The 15,958-nt window shown below is 59.0% G+C and carries 15 protein-coding genes and 1 pseudogene; 2 read left to right on the top strand and 14 right to left on the bottom strand.

Annotation, left to right across the window (positions count from 1 at the left end; genetic code table 11):
• Positions 1–198: 198 nt before the first annotated feature.
• The gene (locus tag GUC46_RS18655; protein WP_003847794.1) at positions 199–1,020 is read right to left on the bottom strand and encodes a DUF932 domain-containing protein; all 822 of its coding nucleotides are present in this window, start codon (positions 1,018–1,020) and stop codon (positions 199–201) included.
• Between the two features lie 92 nt (positions 1,021–1,112).
• Positions 1,113–1,976 (bottom strand): GTPase family protein, encoded by an 864-nt coding sequence (locus GUC46_RS18650; protein ID WP_003847792.1) that lies wholly within the window; start codon positions 1,974–1,976, stop codon positions 1,113–1,115.
• Positions 1,977–2,405: 429 nt separating this feature from the next.
• Between GUC46_RS18650 and GUC46_RS18645 the strand changes: the two genes are divergently transcribed.
• The gene (locus tag GUC46_RS18645; RefSeq protein ID WP_003847791.1) at positions 2,406–2,657 is read left to right on the top strand and encodes a hypothetical protein; all 252 of its coding nucleotides are present in this window, start codon (positions 2,406–2,408) and stop codon (positions 2,655–2,657) included.
• Between the two features lie 15 nt (positions 2,658–2,672).
• Here GUC46_RS18645 and GUC46_RS18640 read toward each other — a convergent pair.
• A protein-coding gene (locus GUC46_RS18640) for an IS3 family transposase (RefSeq protein WP_106930876.1) occupies positions 2,673–3,820 on the bottom strand; the annotation gives its coding sequence in 2 pieces (ribosomal slippage) (positions 2,673–3,583 and positions 3,583–3,820; 1,149 coding nt in all).
• 56 nt (positions 3,821–3,876) lie between these two features.
• Here GUC46_RS18640 and GUC46_RS18635 point away from each other — a divergent pair.
• Positions 3,877–4,717 (top strand): annotated as a pseudogene (locus GUC46_RS18635) (IS5 family transposase); the annotation flags it as partial.
• A 224-nt stretch (positions 4,718–4,941) separates the two neighbouring features.
• On the opposite strand, the gene GUC46_RS18630 reads toward GUC46_RS18635, so the two are convergent.
• The 11 genes from GUC46_RS18630 to ftsH all read right to left on the bottom strand — a co-directional run bounded on the left by GUC46_RS18630 (position 4,942) and on the right by ftsH (position 15,908).
• The gene (locus GUC46_RS18630; protein WP_003847784.1) at positions 4,942–6,093 is read right to left on the bottom strand and encodes a S1C family serine protease; all 1,152 of its coding nucleotides are present in this window, start codon (positions 6,091–6,093) and stop codon (positions 4,942–4,944) included.
• A gap of 24 nt (positions 6,094–6,117) precedes the next feature.
• Positions 6,118–7,083 carry a zinc metalloprotease HtpX gene (locus GUC46_RS18625; protein ID WP_003847782.1) on the bottom strand — a complete coding sequence of 322 codons (966 nt, stop codon included), beginning with the start codon at positions 7,081–7,083 and terminating at the stop codon, positions 6,118–6,120.
• Positions 7,061–7,558, bottom strand: a complete 498-nt coding sequence (gene psiE-GI / locus GUC46_RS18620; protein ID WP_003847780.1) for a heat resistance protein PsiE-GI — start codon at positions 7,556–7,558, stop codon at positions 7,061–7,063. Before psiE-GI ends, GUC46_RS18625 begins: the two co-directional genes overlap by 23 nt.
• Positions 7,555–9,270: a heat resistance system K+/H+ antiporter KefB-GI gene (kefB-GI, locus tag GUC46_RS18615; protein ID WP_032948597.1), complete on the bottom strand. Its 1,716-nt coding sequence runs from the start codon at positions 9,268–9,270 to the stop codon at positions 7,555–7,557. Before kefB-GI ends, psiE-GI begins: the two co-directional genes overlap by 4 nt.
• A gap of 3 nt (positions 9,271–9,273) precedes the next feature.
• A complete protein-coding gene (gene trx-GI / locus GUC46_RS18610; RefSeq protein ID WP_000786814.1) occupies positions 9,274–9,714 on the bottom strand; it encodes a heat resistance system thioredoxin Trx-GI in 441 nt (146 codons plus the stop codon).
• Positions 9,704–10,849: a hypothetical protein gene (locus tag GUC46_RS18605; RefSeq protein WP_003847774.1), complete on the bottom strand. Its 1,146-nt coding sequence runs from the start codon at positions 10,847–10,849 to the stop codon at positions 9,704–9,706. Before GUC46_RS18605 ends, trx-GI begins: the two co-directional genes overlap by 11 nt.
• A gap of 79 nt (positions 10,850–10,928) precedes the next feature.
• Entirely contained in the window at positions 10,929–11,540 is a 612-nt protein-coding gene (hdeD-GI, locus tag GUC46_RS18600; protein WP_003847772.1) for a heat resistance membrane protein HdeD-GI, read from the bottom strand.
• A gap of 89 nt (positions 11,541–11,629) precedes the next feature.
• A complete protein-coding gene (gene yfdX2 / locus GUC46_RS18595; protein ID WP_003847770.1) occupies positions 11,630–12,517 on the bottom strand; it encodes a heat resistance protein YfdX2 in 888 nt (295 codons plus the stop codon).
• 102 nt (positions 12,518–12,619) lie between these two features.
• Positions 12,620–13,534: a heat resistance protein YfdX1 gene (gene yfdX1 / locus GUC46_RS18590; RefSeq protein WP_003847769.1), complete on the bottom strand. Its 915-nt coding sequence runs from the start codon at positions 13,532–13,534 to the stop codon at positions 12,620–12,622.
• 22 nt (positions 13,535–13,556) lie between these two features.
• Positions 13,557–14,015, bottom strand: coding sequence for a small heat shock protein sHSP20-GI (gene hsp20-GI, locus GUC46_RS18585; protein WP_001275372.1), 459 nt, complete (start codon positions 14,013–14,015; stop codon positions 13,557–13,559).
• A gap of 87 nt (positions 14,016–14,102) precedes the next feature.
• Positions 14,103–15,908 carry an ATP-dependent zinc metalloprotease FtsH gene (gene ftsH, locus GUC46_RS18580; protein WP_003847766.1) on the bottom strand — a complete coding sequence of 602 codons (1,806 nt, stop codon included), beginning with the start codon at positions 15,906–15,908 and terminating at the stop codon, positions 14,103–14,105.
• Positions 15,909–15,958: the final 50 nt, after the last annotated feature.

Below are 15,958 nucleotides of genomic sequence, written 5' to 3'. Positions count from 1 at the left end.
GTTAACTGACTGAAAATGATGTGATTACTTTAAAGAGGGGGGCGGACAGGGTATGGACAACGCAGAAACTATTTTTTATTTCTGCAAAAGCCAGATGTAATGGGGGTTAAAGGCTATAACCGGAGGATTGAGGCACACGAGCACATAGCGATGCGGACAGGTGGTGTCCGATATTAACAACGCGGTAACATCAAGCAGCTACTGCAGCTGCGTGAGCAGCGTTTCCGCCATCACCCACAGTGCCCGGTTAAGCTTCACGTCCCCGTCAATGCCACGCACAGCACGGGTATGCGACCGTCCGCCTTTGGCATTACGGCCACTGAGCCCACCTTTAATCAGGTTCTCCTGAATACGCTGCCAGGTAGTCCACAGGTCGTTGCTTTCGTCCTGCCAGCGGCGCGGGGAGAGTATCTGCGATTCAGTAACCGGCTGGTGGTCCTCACCAAAGCGATACGTCAGCGCGGCTTTTGCCAGTGCCTGCTGCGCAGGTGGTGGTAACAGCAACGACTGCATGGCATCCCGCTTTTCTTCCACGCGATCAAAAATCCCCAGCACTTCATACGCTCCCTCAATCACCTGGCTCACCACATCCCCCTTGTGCGGCACCCGTACCTCGCCAAAGGATTCGCCGCAGACAAGACCGTTTTGGCACACAGCCCTGAACAGGCCCGGCAACATCTGGTAAGAACTTGTGCCATCATGGGAGTTAAGCAGGATAATTTCAGGCACCTGTTTACCGGTAATCTGTCCCTCCCGACGCAGGCGCAACATATGCTTCGTATGTTCACGACGACCAGGGTCACGAACACGGGTCTGACAGGCAAAGAACGGCTGAAAGCCCTCCCGATGCAGACTGTCCAGCAGAGAGATGGTGGGAATATATGTGTAACGTTCACTACGGGATTCGTGTTTGTCCTCGCTGAATACGCTGGGTACCACGCGAAACAGCTCTTCACGGGTTAACGGACGGTCACGACGAATAAGATTTGCAGCGCCAAAGCGCGAAGCCAGACGGGTCATAAGCAGATTCCTCATAATGGGGAAAACAAACAAAAGAAAGCCCTGTCGCACTAGCGACAGGGCTCGGGAAAGAACAGACAGGCGTTAAACGTTCAGAAGAAGAAATTCCAGACAGCCCGGGCAACGGACACCACGGTGTCACGGACGGCCTGTATTACGGCCCGTACCGGAGCCGGTATCAGTGGGAAAGCACTTACCGTGTCCAGTACCGCGCCGACCGTTTCACCAAAATCGTCACGTGCTTTTTCCTGGACTGTCGTTGTGCGAAAGGGAGACTGCAGTTGCGCCACCACCGGGCTACTGGCTTCACGTGGCAGACACTTTATCATCCGCTCGGCCATCACCCGTAACCCCCACTGCAGACGGACCGACACCGCACACACCGGATGTACAGGTTGAAACAGCTCGTGCAGCAGGCAGATTTTGCGGCTGAGATTCTGCTTCTGCGCCGTGGACAATTGACCACTACCGCTGGTGGGTTCAGTCTTGTCCGACTGGCTGATAACAAACAGCACCTTATGCCGGTATGACTCACCAATTACCTGATGATAAAAATGCTCATCCACCGCCAGCGCCCGATCATCGGCCTTGATCAGCCACAATACCAGGTCAAGTCGGGGAAGTTGCTGACGGTAAAGTGCAGCGTATTCCGCATCCCTGCGTTCACTTTCACCGACACCCGGCAAATCAACCAACGTCATAAAACGCTCGCCCAGTTGCAGCCGAAAACTCAGCGGATTACGGGTGCAGGCTGTGACATCGCTGACCGGGGATACATCACCAGCAAAAAGGGCATTGCAAAGGCTACTCTTTCCCGCTCCGGTTTTACCCAGAATACCTATCACTGGCTCGTAGTCTGTTAACTGGTTTATTTGCTGTAGAATCCGCTCTGATGCCCATTGTGGCAGACCAGAAAGCGATTGCTGAAATGACTTCAAACCTTCAGAATTGTTCATTACTACTCCTCTGAAAAATAATACAAAAACGGCAGAATCGTGAGATTCTGCCGTTAACCAGGTATGTTCAGAAGAATGATATCTATCTGAAAATAATTTGAATTAAGGTAGATGACGAGCCACTGCCGCCTGTGCTCTCGGTCCCTGAGTCGTTAGGTAATTCTGGTATCGCTCATCCCCAGACCAGAACAGTAGATAAGGGCAAATTGCCTGAGGGGGCTATATGGCATTGGGCAGCAAGGTTTTATAGTTGGATGGCATAAATATAACGGTATAGAAGCATCAGCCTATACGATGACTGCCTACGTTTAAGCCATAAATTCTAGCTGTTACATAAGTATTAATGCTGATTATCATCAATTTGATTATAACCATGGCATTTTATGGATTATCATATTAAATATTCATTTTTTCCTATAGTGATAATTCATGCTTGGTTCCCCTTCTAAGCGGCTTGAGGACTTGAGTCTGGTCCAGCGCGATCGGCTGGCCTACATAGATTTTCGGCTCTACTTCTTCGGTGAGATCGGTCGCCCAGATCTGATTGAGCGCTTCGGCGTGGCTCCAGCAGGGGCGACTCGCGATTTGGCTTTGTATCGGGAAATCGTGCCGCATAACATCACCTTCGATGGTAGCAACAAGATCTATCGCATCGGGCAGGCGTTTTCCCCGTTGTTCTGAATCGCCACGGATAATCTAGACACTTCCGAGCCGTTGATAATACTGGTTTTCATATTCTGTCGGTGACATCTGATCGCTGGAACCATGCCGACGCTTACTGTTATAAAACATTTCGATGTAATCAAAAATATCGCTGCGGGCTTCCTCCCGCGTTCCGTAGATCTTTTTCTTTATCCGTTCGCGTTTCAACAACTTGAAAAAGCTTTCTGCAACCGCATTATCGTGGCAGTTACCGCGACGGCTCATGCTGCCCTCCAGTCCGTGTGATTTCAGGAACGACTGCCACTCATGGCTTGTGTACTGACTGCCCTGATCCGAATGAACCAGCACCTGTTTTTGGGGATTACGCCGCCATACAGCCATCAGCAGTGCGTTCAGGACAATGTCCTTTGTCATCCGGGATTGCATGGACCAGCCGATAATTTTGCGTGAGAACAGATCAACAACCACAGCAAGATACAGCCAGCCTTCTTGGGTCCTGATATAGGTTATGTCGGTTACCCAACGCTCATCCGGAGCATCCGGATTGAACTGTCGCTGGAGCCTGTTGGGCGACACGATACTGGCCTCGCCTTTACGTGCCCACGGGCTCCGGTATCCGACCTGAGCCTTTATCCCGACACGTTTCATCAGTCGCCAGACTCTGTTGACTCCGCACTGTTGCCCGCTGTCCCGCAGATCCAGATGGATCTTGCGATAACCATAGACGCATCCCGATTCCAGCCAGAACTGTTTAATCTGTCCTGTCAGTCTCAGGTCTGCCCGATGGCGTTGTGACTGCGGCTGCTGAAGCCATGCGTAAAAGCCACTGGGATGAACATCCAGCACCCGACAGAGCAGGCGAACAGGCCAGCAACGGGCGTTGTCACGGATAAAGGCGTACCTCAGTCGGACAGTTTTGCGAAGTACGCCGCGGCTTTTTTTAATATGTCCCGTTCGTCAGTAACCCGCTTCAGCTCTTTCTGGAGACGGCGGATCTCGGTCTGAGCATCTGACTGTTCTTTATGAGTGGAGGAATCCGGCCCGTACTTCTTTATCCAGGCGTAAAGGCTGTGGGTGGTGATATCGAGACGTGTTGCAACGCTGGAAACAGAATAACCACGATCAACAACCTGTTTGACTGCTTCAATTTTAAACTCTTCGGGATAACGCTTACCGCTCATGGCACCTCTCTTTAAGCCATCTTAAATGACTCTGAGGTGTCTGTTAAACCCGTGTCGATTCAGGTCGCCCGGCGTATCCCTTGATGGCGATGCTGCGTATCCATCTGATGCAGAACTGGTTCGGCTACAGCGATCCGGCCATGGAAGAAGCGCTGTACGAGACGACCATCCTACGTCCGTTAGCCGGGCTGAGCATGGAGCGTATTCCTGACGAAACCACCATCCTCAACTTCCGTCGTCTGCTGGAGAAACATGAGCTGGCAGCCGGCATCCTCTGCGTGATCAATGGCTACCTGGGGGATCGCGGTCTGTCGCTGCGCCAGGGCACTATCGTCGATGCCACGCTGATCCACGCGCCCAGTTCAACCAAGAACCAGGACGGCAAGCGCGACCCGGAAATGCACCAGACCAAGAAGGGGAACCAGTATTACTTTGGCATGAAGGCGCACATCGGCGTTGATGATGAATCGGGGCTGGTACACAGCGTGGTGGGCACGGCAGCCACCGTGGCGGATGTCACCCACGTCGACAAGCTGCTGCACGGCGACGAGAACGTCGTCTGCGCCGATGCCGGCTACACCGGCGTCGAAAAGCGCTCCGAGCATGCCGACCGAGAAGTGATCTGGCAGGTCGCAGCACGCCGCAGCACCTACAAGATGCTCGATAAACGCAGCGCCCTGTACAAAGCCAAGCGCAAGATCGAGAAGGCCAAGGCGCAAGTGCGAGCGAAGGTAGAGCCCCCGTTTCGCGTGATCAAGCGGCAGTTTCGGCTACACCAAGGTACGTTTCCGAGGGCTGGTGAGGAACACTGCACAACTGGTGACGCTGTTTGCCCTGTCGAACCTATGGATGGCCCGCCGACATTTGCTGGCAAGCGCAGGAGAGGTGCGCCTGTAATGCGGAAAATGGCCGTCGCAAGGTGCTCGCGACGGCTGAAAGCACCGAAATGAGCGGGTGATCCGATCGTTTTTGATCGGTTCACCGCTTTCAAAATCAGCAGTGGCTGAAGTCAGCCGGAAATACAGGGCTACTTCAGACCATCCCTAGCTAGGGCTCGTAGTTCGGCGCAAGGCTGAAGTCGCTTGGCTGCTTCGCTGTGCAGATCCATGACCCACTTTCCATCAAACTCCCGGTTGTAGTTCCACAAGCATCTCGCGAGTCTTGCCGGCCCGCTCCACTAACAAGACCACAACATCTCCAACGTTCTTGTCGTCTAGCCGGGCCTGTAATGTGGTGACGTCGTCGACGGCGATACCGTCGATGCTGATAACGCGATCGCCGGGCACGATGCCGCCTGCGGTGACCTCGACGCCGACGAGCCCGGCCCTGTGCGCCGCCGAGCCCGGCGTCACGCGCAATACGAATACGCCCTTACTGCCGGTCAGCGCCTGCAGACGCGCGTTGAGCTGCTCATCCACCTCGATGCCCAGCGCCGGACGGATGTACTTGCCGGTCTTTATGAGTTGCGGCACCACGCGCATGACGGTATCGACCGGCACCGCAAAGCCTATGCCGGCCGAGGCGCCAGACGGACTGTAGATGGCGGTATTGATTCCGATCAGCCGCCCAGCCGAATCGAGCAGCGGGCCACCGGAATTGCCGGGGTTGATGGCGGCGTCGGTCTGGATCAGGTGATCGATGGCCGGGCCGCCCGCTTCTCCCGGCAACGAGCGGTCGAGCGCGGAGACGATACCAGTTGTGAGCGTCCAGTCCAGGCCGAAGGGGTTGCCGATAGCGAACACCTTCTGACCCACCTTGAGGTCGGCACTGGTGCCGACCGGCACGGCCGGCGGGCGCTTGAAACCGACGCCGATCTTGAGCACGGCGATGTCGTGCGCGGGGCTCGTCCCCACCAGCGCGGCCTGGTAGTCGCGGCCGTCGGCCAGTTTGACGGTGGCTTCGGACGCGCCCTGGATGACGTGGAAGTTGGTGACGACGTGGCCGGCGTCGTCCCAGATGAAGCCCGATCCAGTGCCGCGCGGCACGGAGAACACGTTGCGCGTCCAGACATCGCGTACTAATTGCGCGGTGGTGATGTAGACCACCGAGGCGCGCGATTTTTCGAACAGTTCGATGGTGGTTTTCTCGTCCGCCGCCAGATCGCCACGCGCCATCACGGTGCGTTCTGCTGCCTCGCGCGGACTGAACCATGCTTCGATGGCGGGCAGAAACTGCCACAGCAGCATGAGCGCGGCAATGCAGGCGGTGATGAAGAGCCCGCGCCGGACGAAGCGGTCCGGCGCGGGGCGTTGGTACGGGTCGAGATAGGCCATGAGACGTCTCCTGTTGATGGGCAATCAGCGCCACAGCCCGCTCGGGCGCCAGCGCGGTGGGCGCGTCGCCAAAGCGGATTCCGGCAAAAAATGGGGCGCGCGGAGTGGCAACGCTGATGCTGGCCCAGGCGCCAACGTCAGCAGGCGTGCGATGCGCTCTTGCGTTGCCGGACGCGTGCGCAAGCAGGAGGGCTCGGGATTGCCCCATCCCGGCCATAGCCAGGCACGCCAGGAGCGGCTGACCCGCTCGATTTTCGCCAGCGCGGACGCCAGCCCCTGCGGGTCGCCAGTCAGTTCCGCCGCAAGGCGGTCAGCGTCGAACTCACGCACGCGAGACAAGCCGAGCAGTGCGAGCAGAGCCAGCTGGGGCGATGCGGCCAATAACAATAGACCAGGCCAATAGACCTCCGCCGCGCCAACCAGCTGCGCGGGCAGGCTGAGCAGGATCGCGATCTGTCCCATAAGGGCCAGTAGGCTCGTGAGGCGACTGTCGGAATCCGCCAGCCCCATGACACGCAGATCCTCATTAGCGATGTGCGCGACCTCGTGCACGAGCACACCCGCCAGCTCGCGTGGGCTCAGGCTGCGCAGCAGGCCATCGGTGAGGGCGATCGATGCCTCCTGCTTCGATCCGGTGGCGAAGGCGTTGACGACGGCACTGGGCACATAGTGCGGCACCGGCGTGGCGGGCAAACCGGCACGGGCGGGCAGCTCGCGCAACCGGGCCCACATCTCGTGGGCTTCTTGCGGGTGCAAGGCCCGTACGCGGTACAGGCGCAAGCTCAGCGCCGACGCGGCTACCGGTTCCAGCAGCAACGCACCTGCAACGGCAAACAGCGCGAGCCACAGGCAGCCTTCCCCAAACGGCAGTCTCCCTGCTGCGGCTGCGATCCCGACCAGGGTCAGGACCAACAGCCCGGTCTGCAGGCGGTTGAGCCAGCGGTGTTGCAAGAGCGCCGTGCGCGGATCACTGGGATGATGACGGGTCATGCTCAGAGGTCTCGGCGGCGCGGTCGCCGCGCTTGCGCAGCAGCCAGTAGGTCGCACCCAGAGCCAGCGTGGCGCTTGCCAGCGCGGCTATCTTTGCGGGGCTCGCGTCGGAGTCGAGGACCACGAACTTGCGGGAGAGTGCGATCAGCGCGATCAGGACCACTGTCTTGACCTGGATGATGCTGTCCCGACGCAGCGCCACGCGCACGATGGAATGCTTGAACTCCATCGCGATCAAGAGCGTCATGATCATACCGAACACGCTCTGGAATACCTTGTGGTCCAGGGGATTGAAGGCATCGAGAACCAGCAGCGTGAAGACGATGGAGATGAGCTGGAACAGCGACACCACGATGATGACGGCGATCACCGCCGACAGCACGAGCGCGACGACCTGCTCGAAGCGCTCGTAAAAACTCATGATGGCTAATTGGTCACGCAAGACCTGAAATGGGTTAAGGCGTGTTGATTTCATGACGATGAACTCCCTGGAAAACGGCTGCTGTCGAGACGGCGGCGCATTGCGTTGATGTGTCCTTCAATCAGCTCGGTCGACATGCCAAGCGTCGACATCACCTGTTCCGCCAGCCCAATAGCTGCGGCAAAGGATTGCTGATACACGCGCACGTTGGGCATGGCGCGAAATGCATCGGCCGCGGTCGTACTTCTGCATGACACCCACAAGGTCAGCGCCGGACGGCGCTCGGCAATCGCCTGGGCGATGCGCAACGCTTGCTGGGCATGGGCGAACGTCAGCACCACCAAGTGCGCATGCGTCAAGCCGGCAGCCAGCAAGGTATCGGGCCGACTGGCATCGCCATGGAACACCGGCGCGCCGGCGGCACGCGCGGCCTCGACCTTCTGCGCGTCCGCCTCCAGCAGCAGATGCGCCACGCCGGCGTGGCGAAGAATCTCGCTGACTGTAAGGCCAAGCTCGCCCGCGCCGCAAACGATGACATGGTCTCGATATCGCGTCGTCTGCGCGGCGATCTCGACTTCTTCAGCCTGGGGTGGCTGAATGACGCCGCCGGTGCGGCTCAAGAACCGGGCAAGTACATCGTGATGGCGGATCAGTAGCGGTGCCAGAGCCATGCTGAGCACCAGCGCGACCAGCATGGGTTGGACGACGGTCGCGGGGATCAGATGCTGCTGCAAGACCGTGCCCAACAACAGCAGGGCGAACTCGCCGCCGTGCCCCAACGCTATGCCCGCGCGCCAGGCATCGAGGGCGGACAGGCGCGTCGCCCGCAAGGCCAGCGTATTGAGCAGGATCTTGACTGGTACCAGCACCACCAGCCACGCCAGCACCGCCAGCGGTGCCGAAATAATCTGTGCTGCGTCCAGTTGCAGGCCGATGGTCACGAAGAACACGCCCGACAACACATCGCGAAAGGGCCTGAGGTGGCTTTCCATGTGGTGCCGGAAGTCGCTCTCGCCCAGGACCATCCCGGCGAGGAAGGCCCCCAGGGCGGCGGATACGCCGACCGCGTGCGCAGCGGCGGCGGCAGCCACCACCACGCACAAGGAGACGAGCACGAACGATTCCTCGTGGCCCCGCCGCGCCACCCAGCCCAGCAGGCCATGCAACAGACGGCGCGAGGCGAGGGCCGCTGCCGCGAACAGCAGCAGCACACCGAATACTTCGAGCAGCACATGCTCGATCTTCGGCGACTCGCCGCGCGCCCAGATCGCCAGCAAGGCCAGCAGGGGCACGCTGGCCAGGTCCTGAAAGACCAGCACGGCGATGGCACTGCGGCCGTGGCGGGTGGTGAGCTCGCCTTGGTCGGCCAGTTGTCGGCTGACCAGCGCCGTGGACGACATGGCCGCCGCAGTGCCGAGCAGCGCGGCGCTCTGGCCGGGCTGCCCCAGCCACATCAATAGCAGGATCAGCGGCGGGGCCACGGCGATCATCTGCAGAGCGCCCGCCATCAGCACCGTCCTGCGGGCGAGCCAGAAGTGTCCGAGGGAGAATTCCAGTCCGACCATGAACAACAGCAGCGCCACGCCCAGCTCGGACAGAAAGCTCAGCGTCTCCCCCGGCGCGATCACGCTGATGACTGAGGGGCCCAGTACAACGCCGACAGAGAGATACCCCAGCAAGGCGGGCACTCTGAACGCCGCCGTCGCCATCGACGCCAGGCTGCAAGCCGCCAGCAGGATTAGCGTATCGCCGAGTAAGGCCTGCATCGGTCAGCGTCCCACTTGCGTCGACGTCCAGCGCACGATGTCCTGCGCGCCCATCGCGCCGGCCTGACGGGCGATCTCCCGCCCACCCTGGAACAGGGCGAGCGTCGGGATGCTGCGGATACCGAACTGCGCGGCCAGGTGGGGCTCAGCCTCGGTATTCACCTTCGCCAGCCGGATCCTCGGTTCGAGCTGGTGCGCCGCTTGCTGGAACTGTGGCGCCATCATCTTGCACGGCCCGCACCATGGCGCCCAGAAATCGACCAGTAGCGGCAGATCGCTGCGCTCCACGTGGCGCGAGAACGTCGCCGTGGTCAACTCGATGGGCTCGCCCGTGAACAAGGGCTGCTGGCAGCGGCCACAGTTGGGATGTTCCGATAGCTTCGCAGTCGGTACGCGGTTGATGGACTGGCAATGCGGGCAGACGAGGTGAAGATCATTCTTCATGGTTCGCCTCCTTGGACCACAGTGAGGCTGCCTCGCTTCGGGTCACAGACAATGCCGACCAATCAACGCCTTGGAGCCAATCGTTCCCGTTTTTGCTTACTCCGGCCTCTTCCAGATGAGCAGCGATGAATGCTTCGGCCTGCATGAGCCACCTTCGGACAGCATCTTCCTTACTAGGAATCAGCAGGATTTCAGAGACGCTGCTGGCATTCAGCCCGTCCACACGGATAAGCAGAAAAATGCGCCGCCACAAACGCGGCATGTCCTTCAGCAGGTCAAATGCAAAAGCGAGCTCGCTCGACCGATCAATCAGCTCCTCCTGTTCCGCGATCGTTGCGACATCGGGATGCTGACTGCCAGCGAAGATATCGGCCAGCTTGAGTGTGTCATCGGGCTGATAAAATTCGAAGATTTCCTCTTCCACCATGGCCTCGGCCACGTCTTGGGCATCCGGTTCGACCGGCGCGTCCAGAGAAACGAATTCGCCAAATTGCCGGCTGCTTGCCACTTCGTTATCCAGGACGGCGAACAGATGCTTCAAAAGATCGGTGTAAGCCTCTTTTTCCCCCGGCACGGATTGCCATTCCACCTCAGCTCGGACAATCGCTTCATCCACCACGTCGCGCAGCGTCGGATAATCGCGCGGTAAATCGCCGACGGCCCGCAGATAAGCCAGCTCACGCCTTGCGACAGCCTCAAGTTTCGACAGTAGAGGCATTCGGGTCACCTCGGCCTCATGGGCGGCTGATGCGGGTTTTGCGGCAATCCGCACCTTGAGCTCGCGCAAGCGCTCGCGTCGTGCTTTGCGCTTGATTTGATCCTGAGCATGCAGTCGGTCAAAATGCTTCCTGGCCTGACGGAACAACGACTGTGCGAGCATCTTCGCGAGGGGCGTCAGCTCGTCATGTGATGCAGTAACGCTGACAATCTTTTTGCCGGGCAGGTGCATATAGCCACTGGCCAGAAATTGCCGCTTGATCTTGTCGCGATCAAGGACGATTTGAAGTTGCGCTGAATCTTTAGTGTGTTTGTCGAGCAATGGCTTGAGGGCGTGCTCGATCACATTTCCCAAAGTTCTCTGCCAAGGTTCATGAAACTCTTTGTCGATAGCTCGATAGCTATATTGCATCTGCATGTATGACTCCTTCGATGTCATTTCTATGGAGGTATGAATCGAGGATGCTCATATCCATAGATTTTGGTTTGGCACGCTCTTACCCCAGGCGCGTTTTGCGAAGACTCCAACTCAAGAACAAAAGCGTGACGCCATAGACTGCCGCATGGAAACCCAACAGCCAGCCTGCGGCCACGAATGACTCGACCGGACGGGTAAAAAATATCCACAAGACGATAGCGCCAAGGATAATCGAGAGCAGTCCACTGAGGGCAAGCCAGATTTCACCCTTGATTTCCCGACGCAGCCGAACGGCGGCGGATATCTCCAGCACACCGGTGAAAATCGCCCAGAAGCCCACGCTAGCCCATAAAAAAGAAGCCAAGACTATCGTGGCGGCCCAAGGAGCAACCAGGACGACGACGCCCGTAAGTATGCCGACAATGCCGCTGAACAGCAGCCAGCCCCAGCGCTCTTTTTTCTGTATATGGCGCACCGCTGCAAACAAGTTGAACGCGCCATTGACCAAGGAAAATGCGCCGAACATGATGGTCATGGCCAACAGAGCCGATTGTGGCATCCAGAACGCGAGGGCTGCAAAAATCAATGCCAAGACACCGCGCAGCACAAAAAGCCACCAATTTTGGCTCAGCGAACACAGTGCTTTGGTGGGGTCATCCGCATTGGAATTAGCGATGGTGTCTGTGTTCATGCAATATCTCCTAAAGATCTATACAGAATAAAAAATCAAACACTCATGGAACAAGAGAGGGGGCGCTATGCGCCCCCTATCCAGGGGTTTCAGAACAACTTGGACAGTTTTGCCTTGACTTCATCGAGCCAGCCTTTTCCGCAGCCTCCCCCTCCCGTCTTTTCCTTGATTTTCTTGAGTTCAGCGTACAGGGGCTCAAAGTCCTTCCTTTTTCCATAGCCCAGCAGTTCTGCCATTTCCAATTGCTGCCGGGCTTCGTTCAACAATGTCTCCAGGCGCTCATTGGATGCTTCGCTGCGCTGACCATCTTCTACCAGGGGCTCGGCGCGCTTCAGGAGCAGCTTCGCACGCAGGACGGGCAGCGGAAGCACGCTGCGCTCCTCGACCAGCGTGCTGAGCGCTGACTGCAGCGCGGCTTTGGCTTCTTCGATCTTGCCCTGATCGATCAGCGGCACGACTGCCTTCACGGCTGCGGGATAGGACGCCAAAGGGATGCTGGTGACCGTGATCACGATTTCACTGGCCAGCAAAGCCAGCACGTGGCGAGCCTGTTGCACCTCGCCATGTTTGAGGGCATCCAGCGCCTCGTCGGTCATCGCCTCAATGGTTTCCGTGTTGGCGAACAAGTCGTGCACGATGGTGCGCACATCAACGCCGGCCAGGGCGAGCGTGGGTTCGCGCGCGACGATCAGCTCCAGCTTTCCCGTCACTTCGGCCAGCGTTGCCAATGCGCGTGCAGTGTCCTTGCCGTCAAGTGCGGCCAGCGCGGATTTGGTCAGCGACAAGGCCGAGACTGCCTCATCGAGGACTTGTTTACGTTTGTCTTCCGCCTGCGAGTCCGTTTCTTTCTGAACCTCAGGCTGTACCTCCGTGACGACTTCAGGCTTGGACTCTGGACTGACAGGAAGGCTGCTTACCGCGGCCTGTTCGTTTATTCCTTCGTTCGTCGCATTGGGATTCGGTGTTTGCTCATTCATGGTGATATGCCTCGTATGAGATAGTGAAAATAGGCGAATCTATTGGGGCTGAATGCGAACATCGCGAGACTGACCGACAGAGCAGTCAGCCCCTTCATCACCTCAAAACAGCTTTTGGATGCGCGTCTTCAACTCGTCGAACCATCCCTTGCCGCTTTTGCCACCAGCCGACTTTTGCTCAATGGACTTCACCTGATCGAAGATGGGTTTGAAGTCCGCCTTCTTGCCATAACCCAGGATCTGCGCCATCTCGATCTCCGTGCGCACGGACGACAGCAAGGTGCTGAGCTCCTCGTTCTGCTTGGCATCGCGCCTGTCGGTCTCGGCCAGCTTTTCAGCTTTTGCCATCGCGGCTTCGGCCCGTAGCACGGGCAGAGGAAAGGCGACCGAGGTCACCACCAGCGTGTTCAGTGCTCGGGCGAGTTCCGCTTTGGCGTTGTCGATCTTGCCGCTGTCGATGAGCCGTGCGGCCGACTTGATCGCTGCCGGGTACGTTGCCATCGGAAGGTTGTCGGTTTGGATTACGATTTCGCTGGCCAGATTGGCAACGATGGGCCGGGCCTTTTGCACCTCGCCATCACCCAACAACTCCCGAGACAACTTGACCGCTTTCTTTACCGATTCCACGTTGGCGTGGATATCGTGGGTGATGACGCGTACATCGACCGGCGCCAAAGCAAGTTTGGCGTCGCGTGCCAATACCAGTTCCATCTTTCCGCTGGCCAGTTCCAGCGCAGCAAGCGCCTCCTTGGTCTTATTTGCATCAAGGAGGGTCAAAGCCTCCTGGGTCTTGGTGAGCGCCGTGATGGCGTCTTGAGTGAGCTCGGCACGCTTTTTATCGGCTTCCCGGGCGGCCTTGTCATCTACCTGTGGCTGTGCCGCCTTGGATGCGGCAGAGGGTGCTGCAGCACCTGGGCTAGAACCTGCCGCCGATTGGGCCAGAGCCGGTCCGCTCAGTCCGACGACGACCGCCAGGGCAAGTGCGGAGAAGGTGTATTGTGGCTGTTTGATATTCATGATCTTGGGCTCTTGATTGAAGTTAGTTGACTGAGATTTCAATCTGTTTCGGTTTGGCTTGCTCGGCCTTGACAAGCCGCACTTCCAGCACGCCGTCTTTCATGGAAGCCGTCACCTTGGTCGGATCAACGTTGTCAGGCAAGACAAAGCTGCGCACAAAGCGGCCATACGCACGTTCGATGCGGTGGAACTTCTTGCCCTGCTCCTCTTTTTCCAGTTTGCGCTCGCCGCTGATGGTGAGCACACCGTTTTCCGCGCTGACGCGCACGGCATCCTTGGGGACCTCCGGCAGATCCAGCTTGAGGAGGAATGCGTTCTCATCCTCGCTGATGTCCGCCATTGGTGCCCAGTCCGCCGTGGTCATGGCTTCGTTGCCGGTACGGGCGCCCTGTCGCTGGGGTATTCGTCCGAACATCGTCGCCAGGCGGTTTTGCAATTCATCCAGTTCCCGGAAGGGGTCCCACGGTGTCAATGCAGACATATCGGTTCTCCTTGAACAATGCCGACGAATTGGATGACGCACTGAACAGAGCCGTCGGTTTACTCTGAATGGCACCTACTACTGTTTTCAGTTCCGAACAAGTCCTTGAGTCAATTGACGGATATCGCTTTCGTCGAGCGTTTCCCGCGCCAGCAGCTCGCGCGCACAGCGCTCCAGCACCGCGCGGTTGATGTCGAGAATCCGGTAGGCGCGCTCGAACACGCCCATCACGATGTCGCGGATAGCCTGATCGATGCGCGCCTGGGTCGATTCGGCCAACCGGCAACCGCCGTGGGCCAGTTCAGGTGTATCGAGAAAGCGGGGCCGCTGCGCCTCGAAGGCGATGTAGCCCAGGCCCTCGTCCATGCCAAAGCGGGTGATCATGTCGCGGGCGATGTCGGTGGCTCGCGCCAGATCGTCCGCCGTCCCGGTAGACAACTCGCCGAACACCAGCTTTTCGGCGGCACGCCCGCCCAGCAGTACGGCGATCTTGTGCTCGAGATCGGTACGCGTCATCAGGAAGCGGTCTTCGGTGGGGCGCTGCAAGGTGTAGCCCAGCGCGCCGATGCCGCGCGGGATGATCGAGATCTTGTGTACGGGGTCGGTTTCGGGCAGCGCCAGCGCCACCAGCGCATGGCCCATCTCGTGATGGGCCACGGTTTCCCGCTCCTTGGGGTTGAGCACGCGGCTCTTCTTTTCCAGGCCCGCCACGATGCGCTCGATGGTCGCGGTGAAGTCCTGCAATTCCACGGCGGACGCACGGCGTCTCCTCGCCGCCAGCGCCGCCTCGTTGACCAGATTGGCGAGGTCCGCGCCGGAAAAGCCCGTGGTCAGTGCGGCTACCTGTTCGAGGTCTACATCCTGGGCCAGCGTCACCTTCTTGACATGAACCTTCAGGATGTCCAGCCGCCCCTTCTTGATGTCGGGCCGGTCCACCAGCACCTGGCGGTCGAAGCGGCCGGCACGCAGCAGCGCCTGGTCGAGGATTTCGGGGCGGTTGGTGGCGGTGAGGATGATCAGCCCGACCGAGCTGTCGAAGCCGTCCATCTCCGTGAGCAGCTGGTTGAGGGTCTGCTCGCGCTCGTCGTGGCCGCCGACGCCGCGCGCGCGGCCCAGCGCATCGAGCTCGTCGATAAATATGATGGCCGGTGCCTGCCCGCGGGCCAGCTCGCACACACGGACCGCACCCACGCCGACGAACATCTCGACAAACTCTGAGCCGGAGATGGAGATGGAGAAGCAGGGCACCGCCGCCTCGCCGGCAACAGCCTTGGCCAGCAATGTCTTGCCGGTGCCCGGTGGGCCGACCAGCAACACGCCCTTGGTAATGCGCGCCCCGAGACGGCCATAGTCCTGCGAATTCTTCAGGAAATCGACGATCTCGACCAGCTCCGCCTTGGCCTCATCCCCCCCCGCGACATCGGCGAACGTCACACCGGTGTTCTTTTCCACGAACACCTTGGCGCGGCTCTTACCGATGTTGAGAAACCCGCCCATGCCCTGCTTCTCGGCGAAGCGGCGGAACAGGAAGAACCAGACGCCAAAGAAGGCTACCGCTGGCAGGATCCACGACAGCACATCGCGCAGCCAGGTGCTCTCCAACACGCGGGCATAGGGCACGTCGTACTTCGACAGGCGATCGGCAAGATCGGGTTCGACCCTCGTTGCAACGATCGTCGTCTTGCCCCGGCTGTCCGGCGACTTCAGGCGCCCGGTCACCGTACGATCCGACACCAGCACTTCGGCCACGCGCCCCTCGGCCAGCGCCTTCTCGAACTCGCTGTAGGGCACCGGCTCGACGGTTTTCGCCGTCTGCCAGTAGCTCTGCAAACTCAACAACAGCAGGAGTGCAACGATCCAGTAGCCGGTATTCCATTGATTCTTTTTTTCCATGGGCCGTGTTCCTCGAAAGTCGAGTTGCCAGAGGATCAGGTGAACAGACG

This window comes from Citrobacter sp. LUTT5 (assembly GCF_009905315.1).
In the GTDB taxonomy this organism is placed as follows: Bacteria; Pseudomonadota; Gammaproteobacteria; order Enterobacterales; family Enterobacteriaceae; genus Citrobacter; species Citrobacter freundii.
This window is presented reverse-complemented; position numbering and strand designations above follow the sequence as displayed.

Bases quoted from the DNA above. Each gene is read 5' to 3' on its own strand.
- GUC46_RS18655 (WP_003847794.1), bottom strand. From the start codon at position 1,020: ATGACCCGTCTGGCTTCGCGCTTTGGCGCTGCAAATCTTATTCGTCGT.
- GUC46_RS18650 (WP_003847792.1), bottom strand. From the start codon at position 1,976: ATGAACAATTCTGAAGGTTTGAAGTCATTTCAGCAATCGCTTTCTGGT.
- GUC46_RS18645 (WP_003847791.1), top strand. From the start codon at position 2,406: ATGCTTGGTTCCCCTTCTAAGCGGCTTGAGGACTTGAGTCTGGTCCAG.
- GUC46_RS18630 (WP_003847784.1), bottom strand. From the start codon at position 6,093: ATGGCCTATCTCGACCCGTACCAACGCCCCGCGCCGGACCGCTTCGTC.
- GUC46_RS18625 (WP_003847782.1), bottom strand. From the start codon at position 7,083: ATGACCCGTCATCATCCCAGTGATCCGCGCACGGCGCTCTTGCAACAC.
- psiE-GI (WP_003847780.1), bottom strand. From the start codon at position 7,558: ATGAAATCAACACGCCTTAACCCATTTCAGGTCTTGCGTGACCAATTA.
- kefB-GI (WP_032948597.1), bottom strand. From the start codon at position 9,270: ATGCAGGCCTTACTCGGCGATACGCTAATCCTGCTGGCGGCTTGCAGC.
- trx-GI (WP_000786814.1), bottom strand. From the start codon at position 9,714: ATGAAGAATGATCTTCACCTCGTCTGCCCGCATTGCCAGTCCATCAAC.
- GUC46_RS18605 (WP_003847774.1), bottom strand. From the start codon at position 10,849: ATGCAGATGCAATATAGCTATCGAGCTATCGACAAAGAGTTTCATGAA.
- hdeD-GI (WP_003847772.1), bottom strand. From the start codon at position 11,540: ATGAACACAGACACCATCGCTAATTCCAATGCGGATGACCCCACCAAA.
- yfdX2 (WP_003847770.1), bottom strand. From the start codon at position 12,517: ATGAATGAGCAAACACCGAATCCCAATGCGACGAACGAAGGAATAAAC.
- yfdX1 (WP_003847769.1), bottom strand. From the start codon at position 13,534: ATGAATATCAAACAGCCACAATACACCTTCTCCGCACTTGCCCTGGCG.
- hsp20-GI (WP_001275372.1), bottom strand. From the start codon at position 14,015: ATGTCTGCATTGACACCGTGGGACCCCTTCCGGGAACTGGATGAATTG.
- ftsH (WP_003847766.1), bottom strand. From the start codon at position 15,908: ATGGAAAAAAAGAATCAATGGAATACCGGCTACTGGATCGTTGCACTC.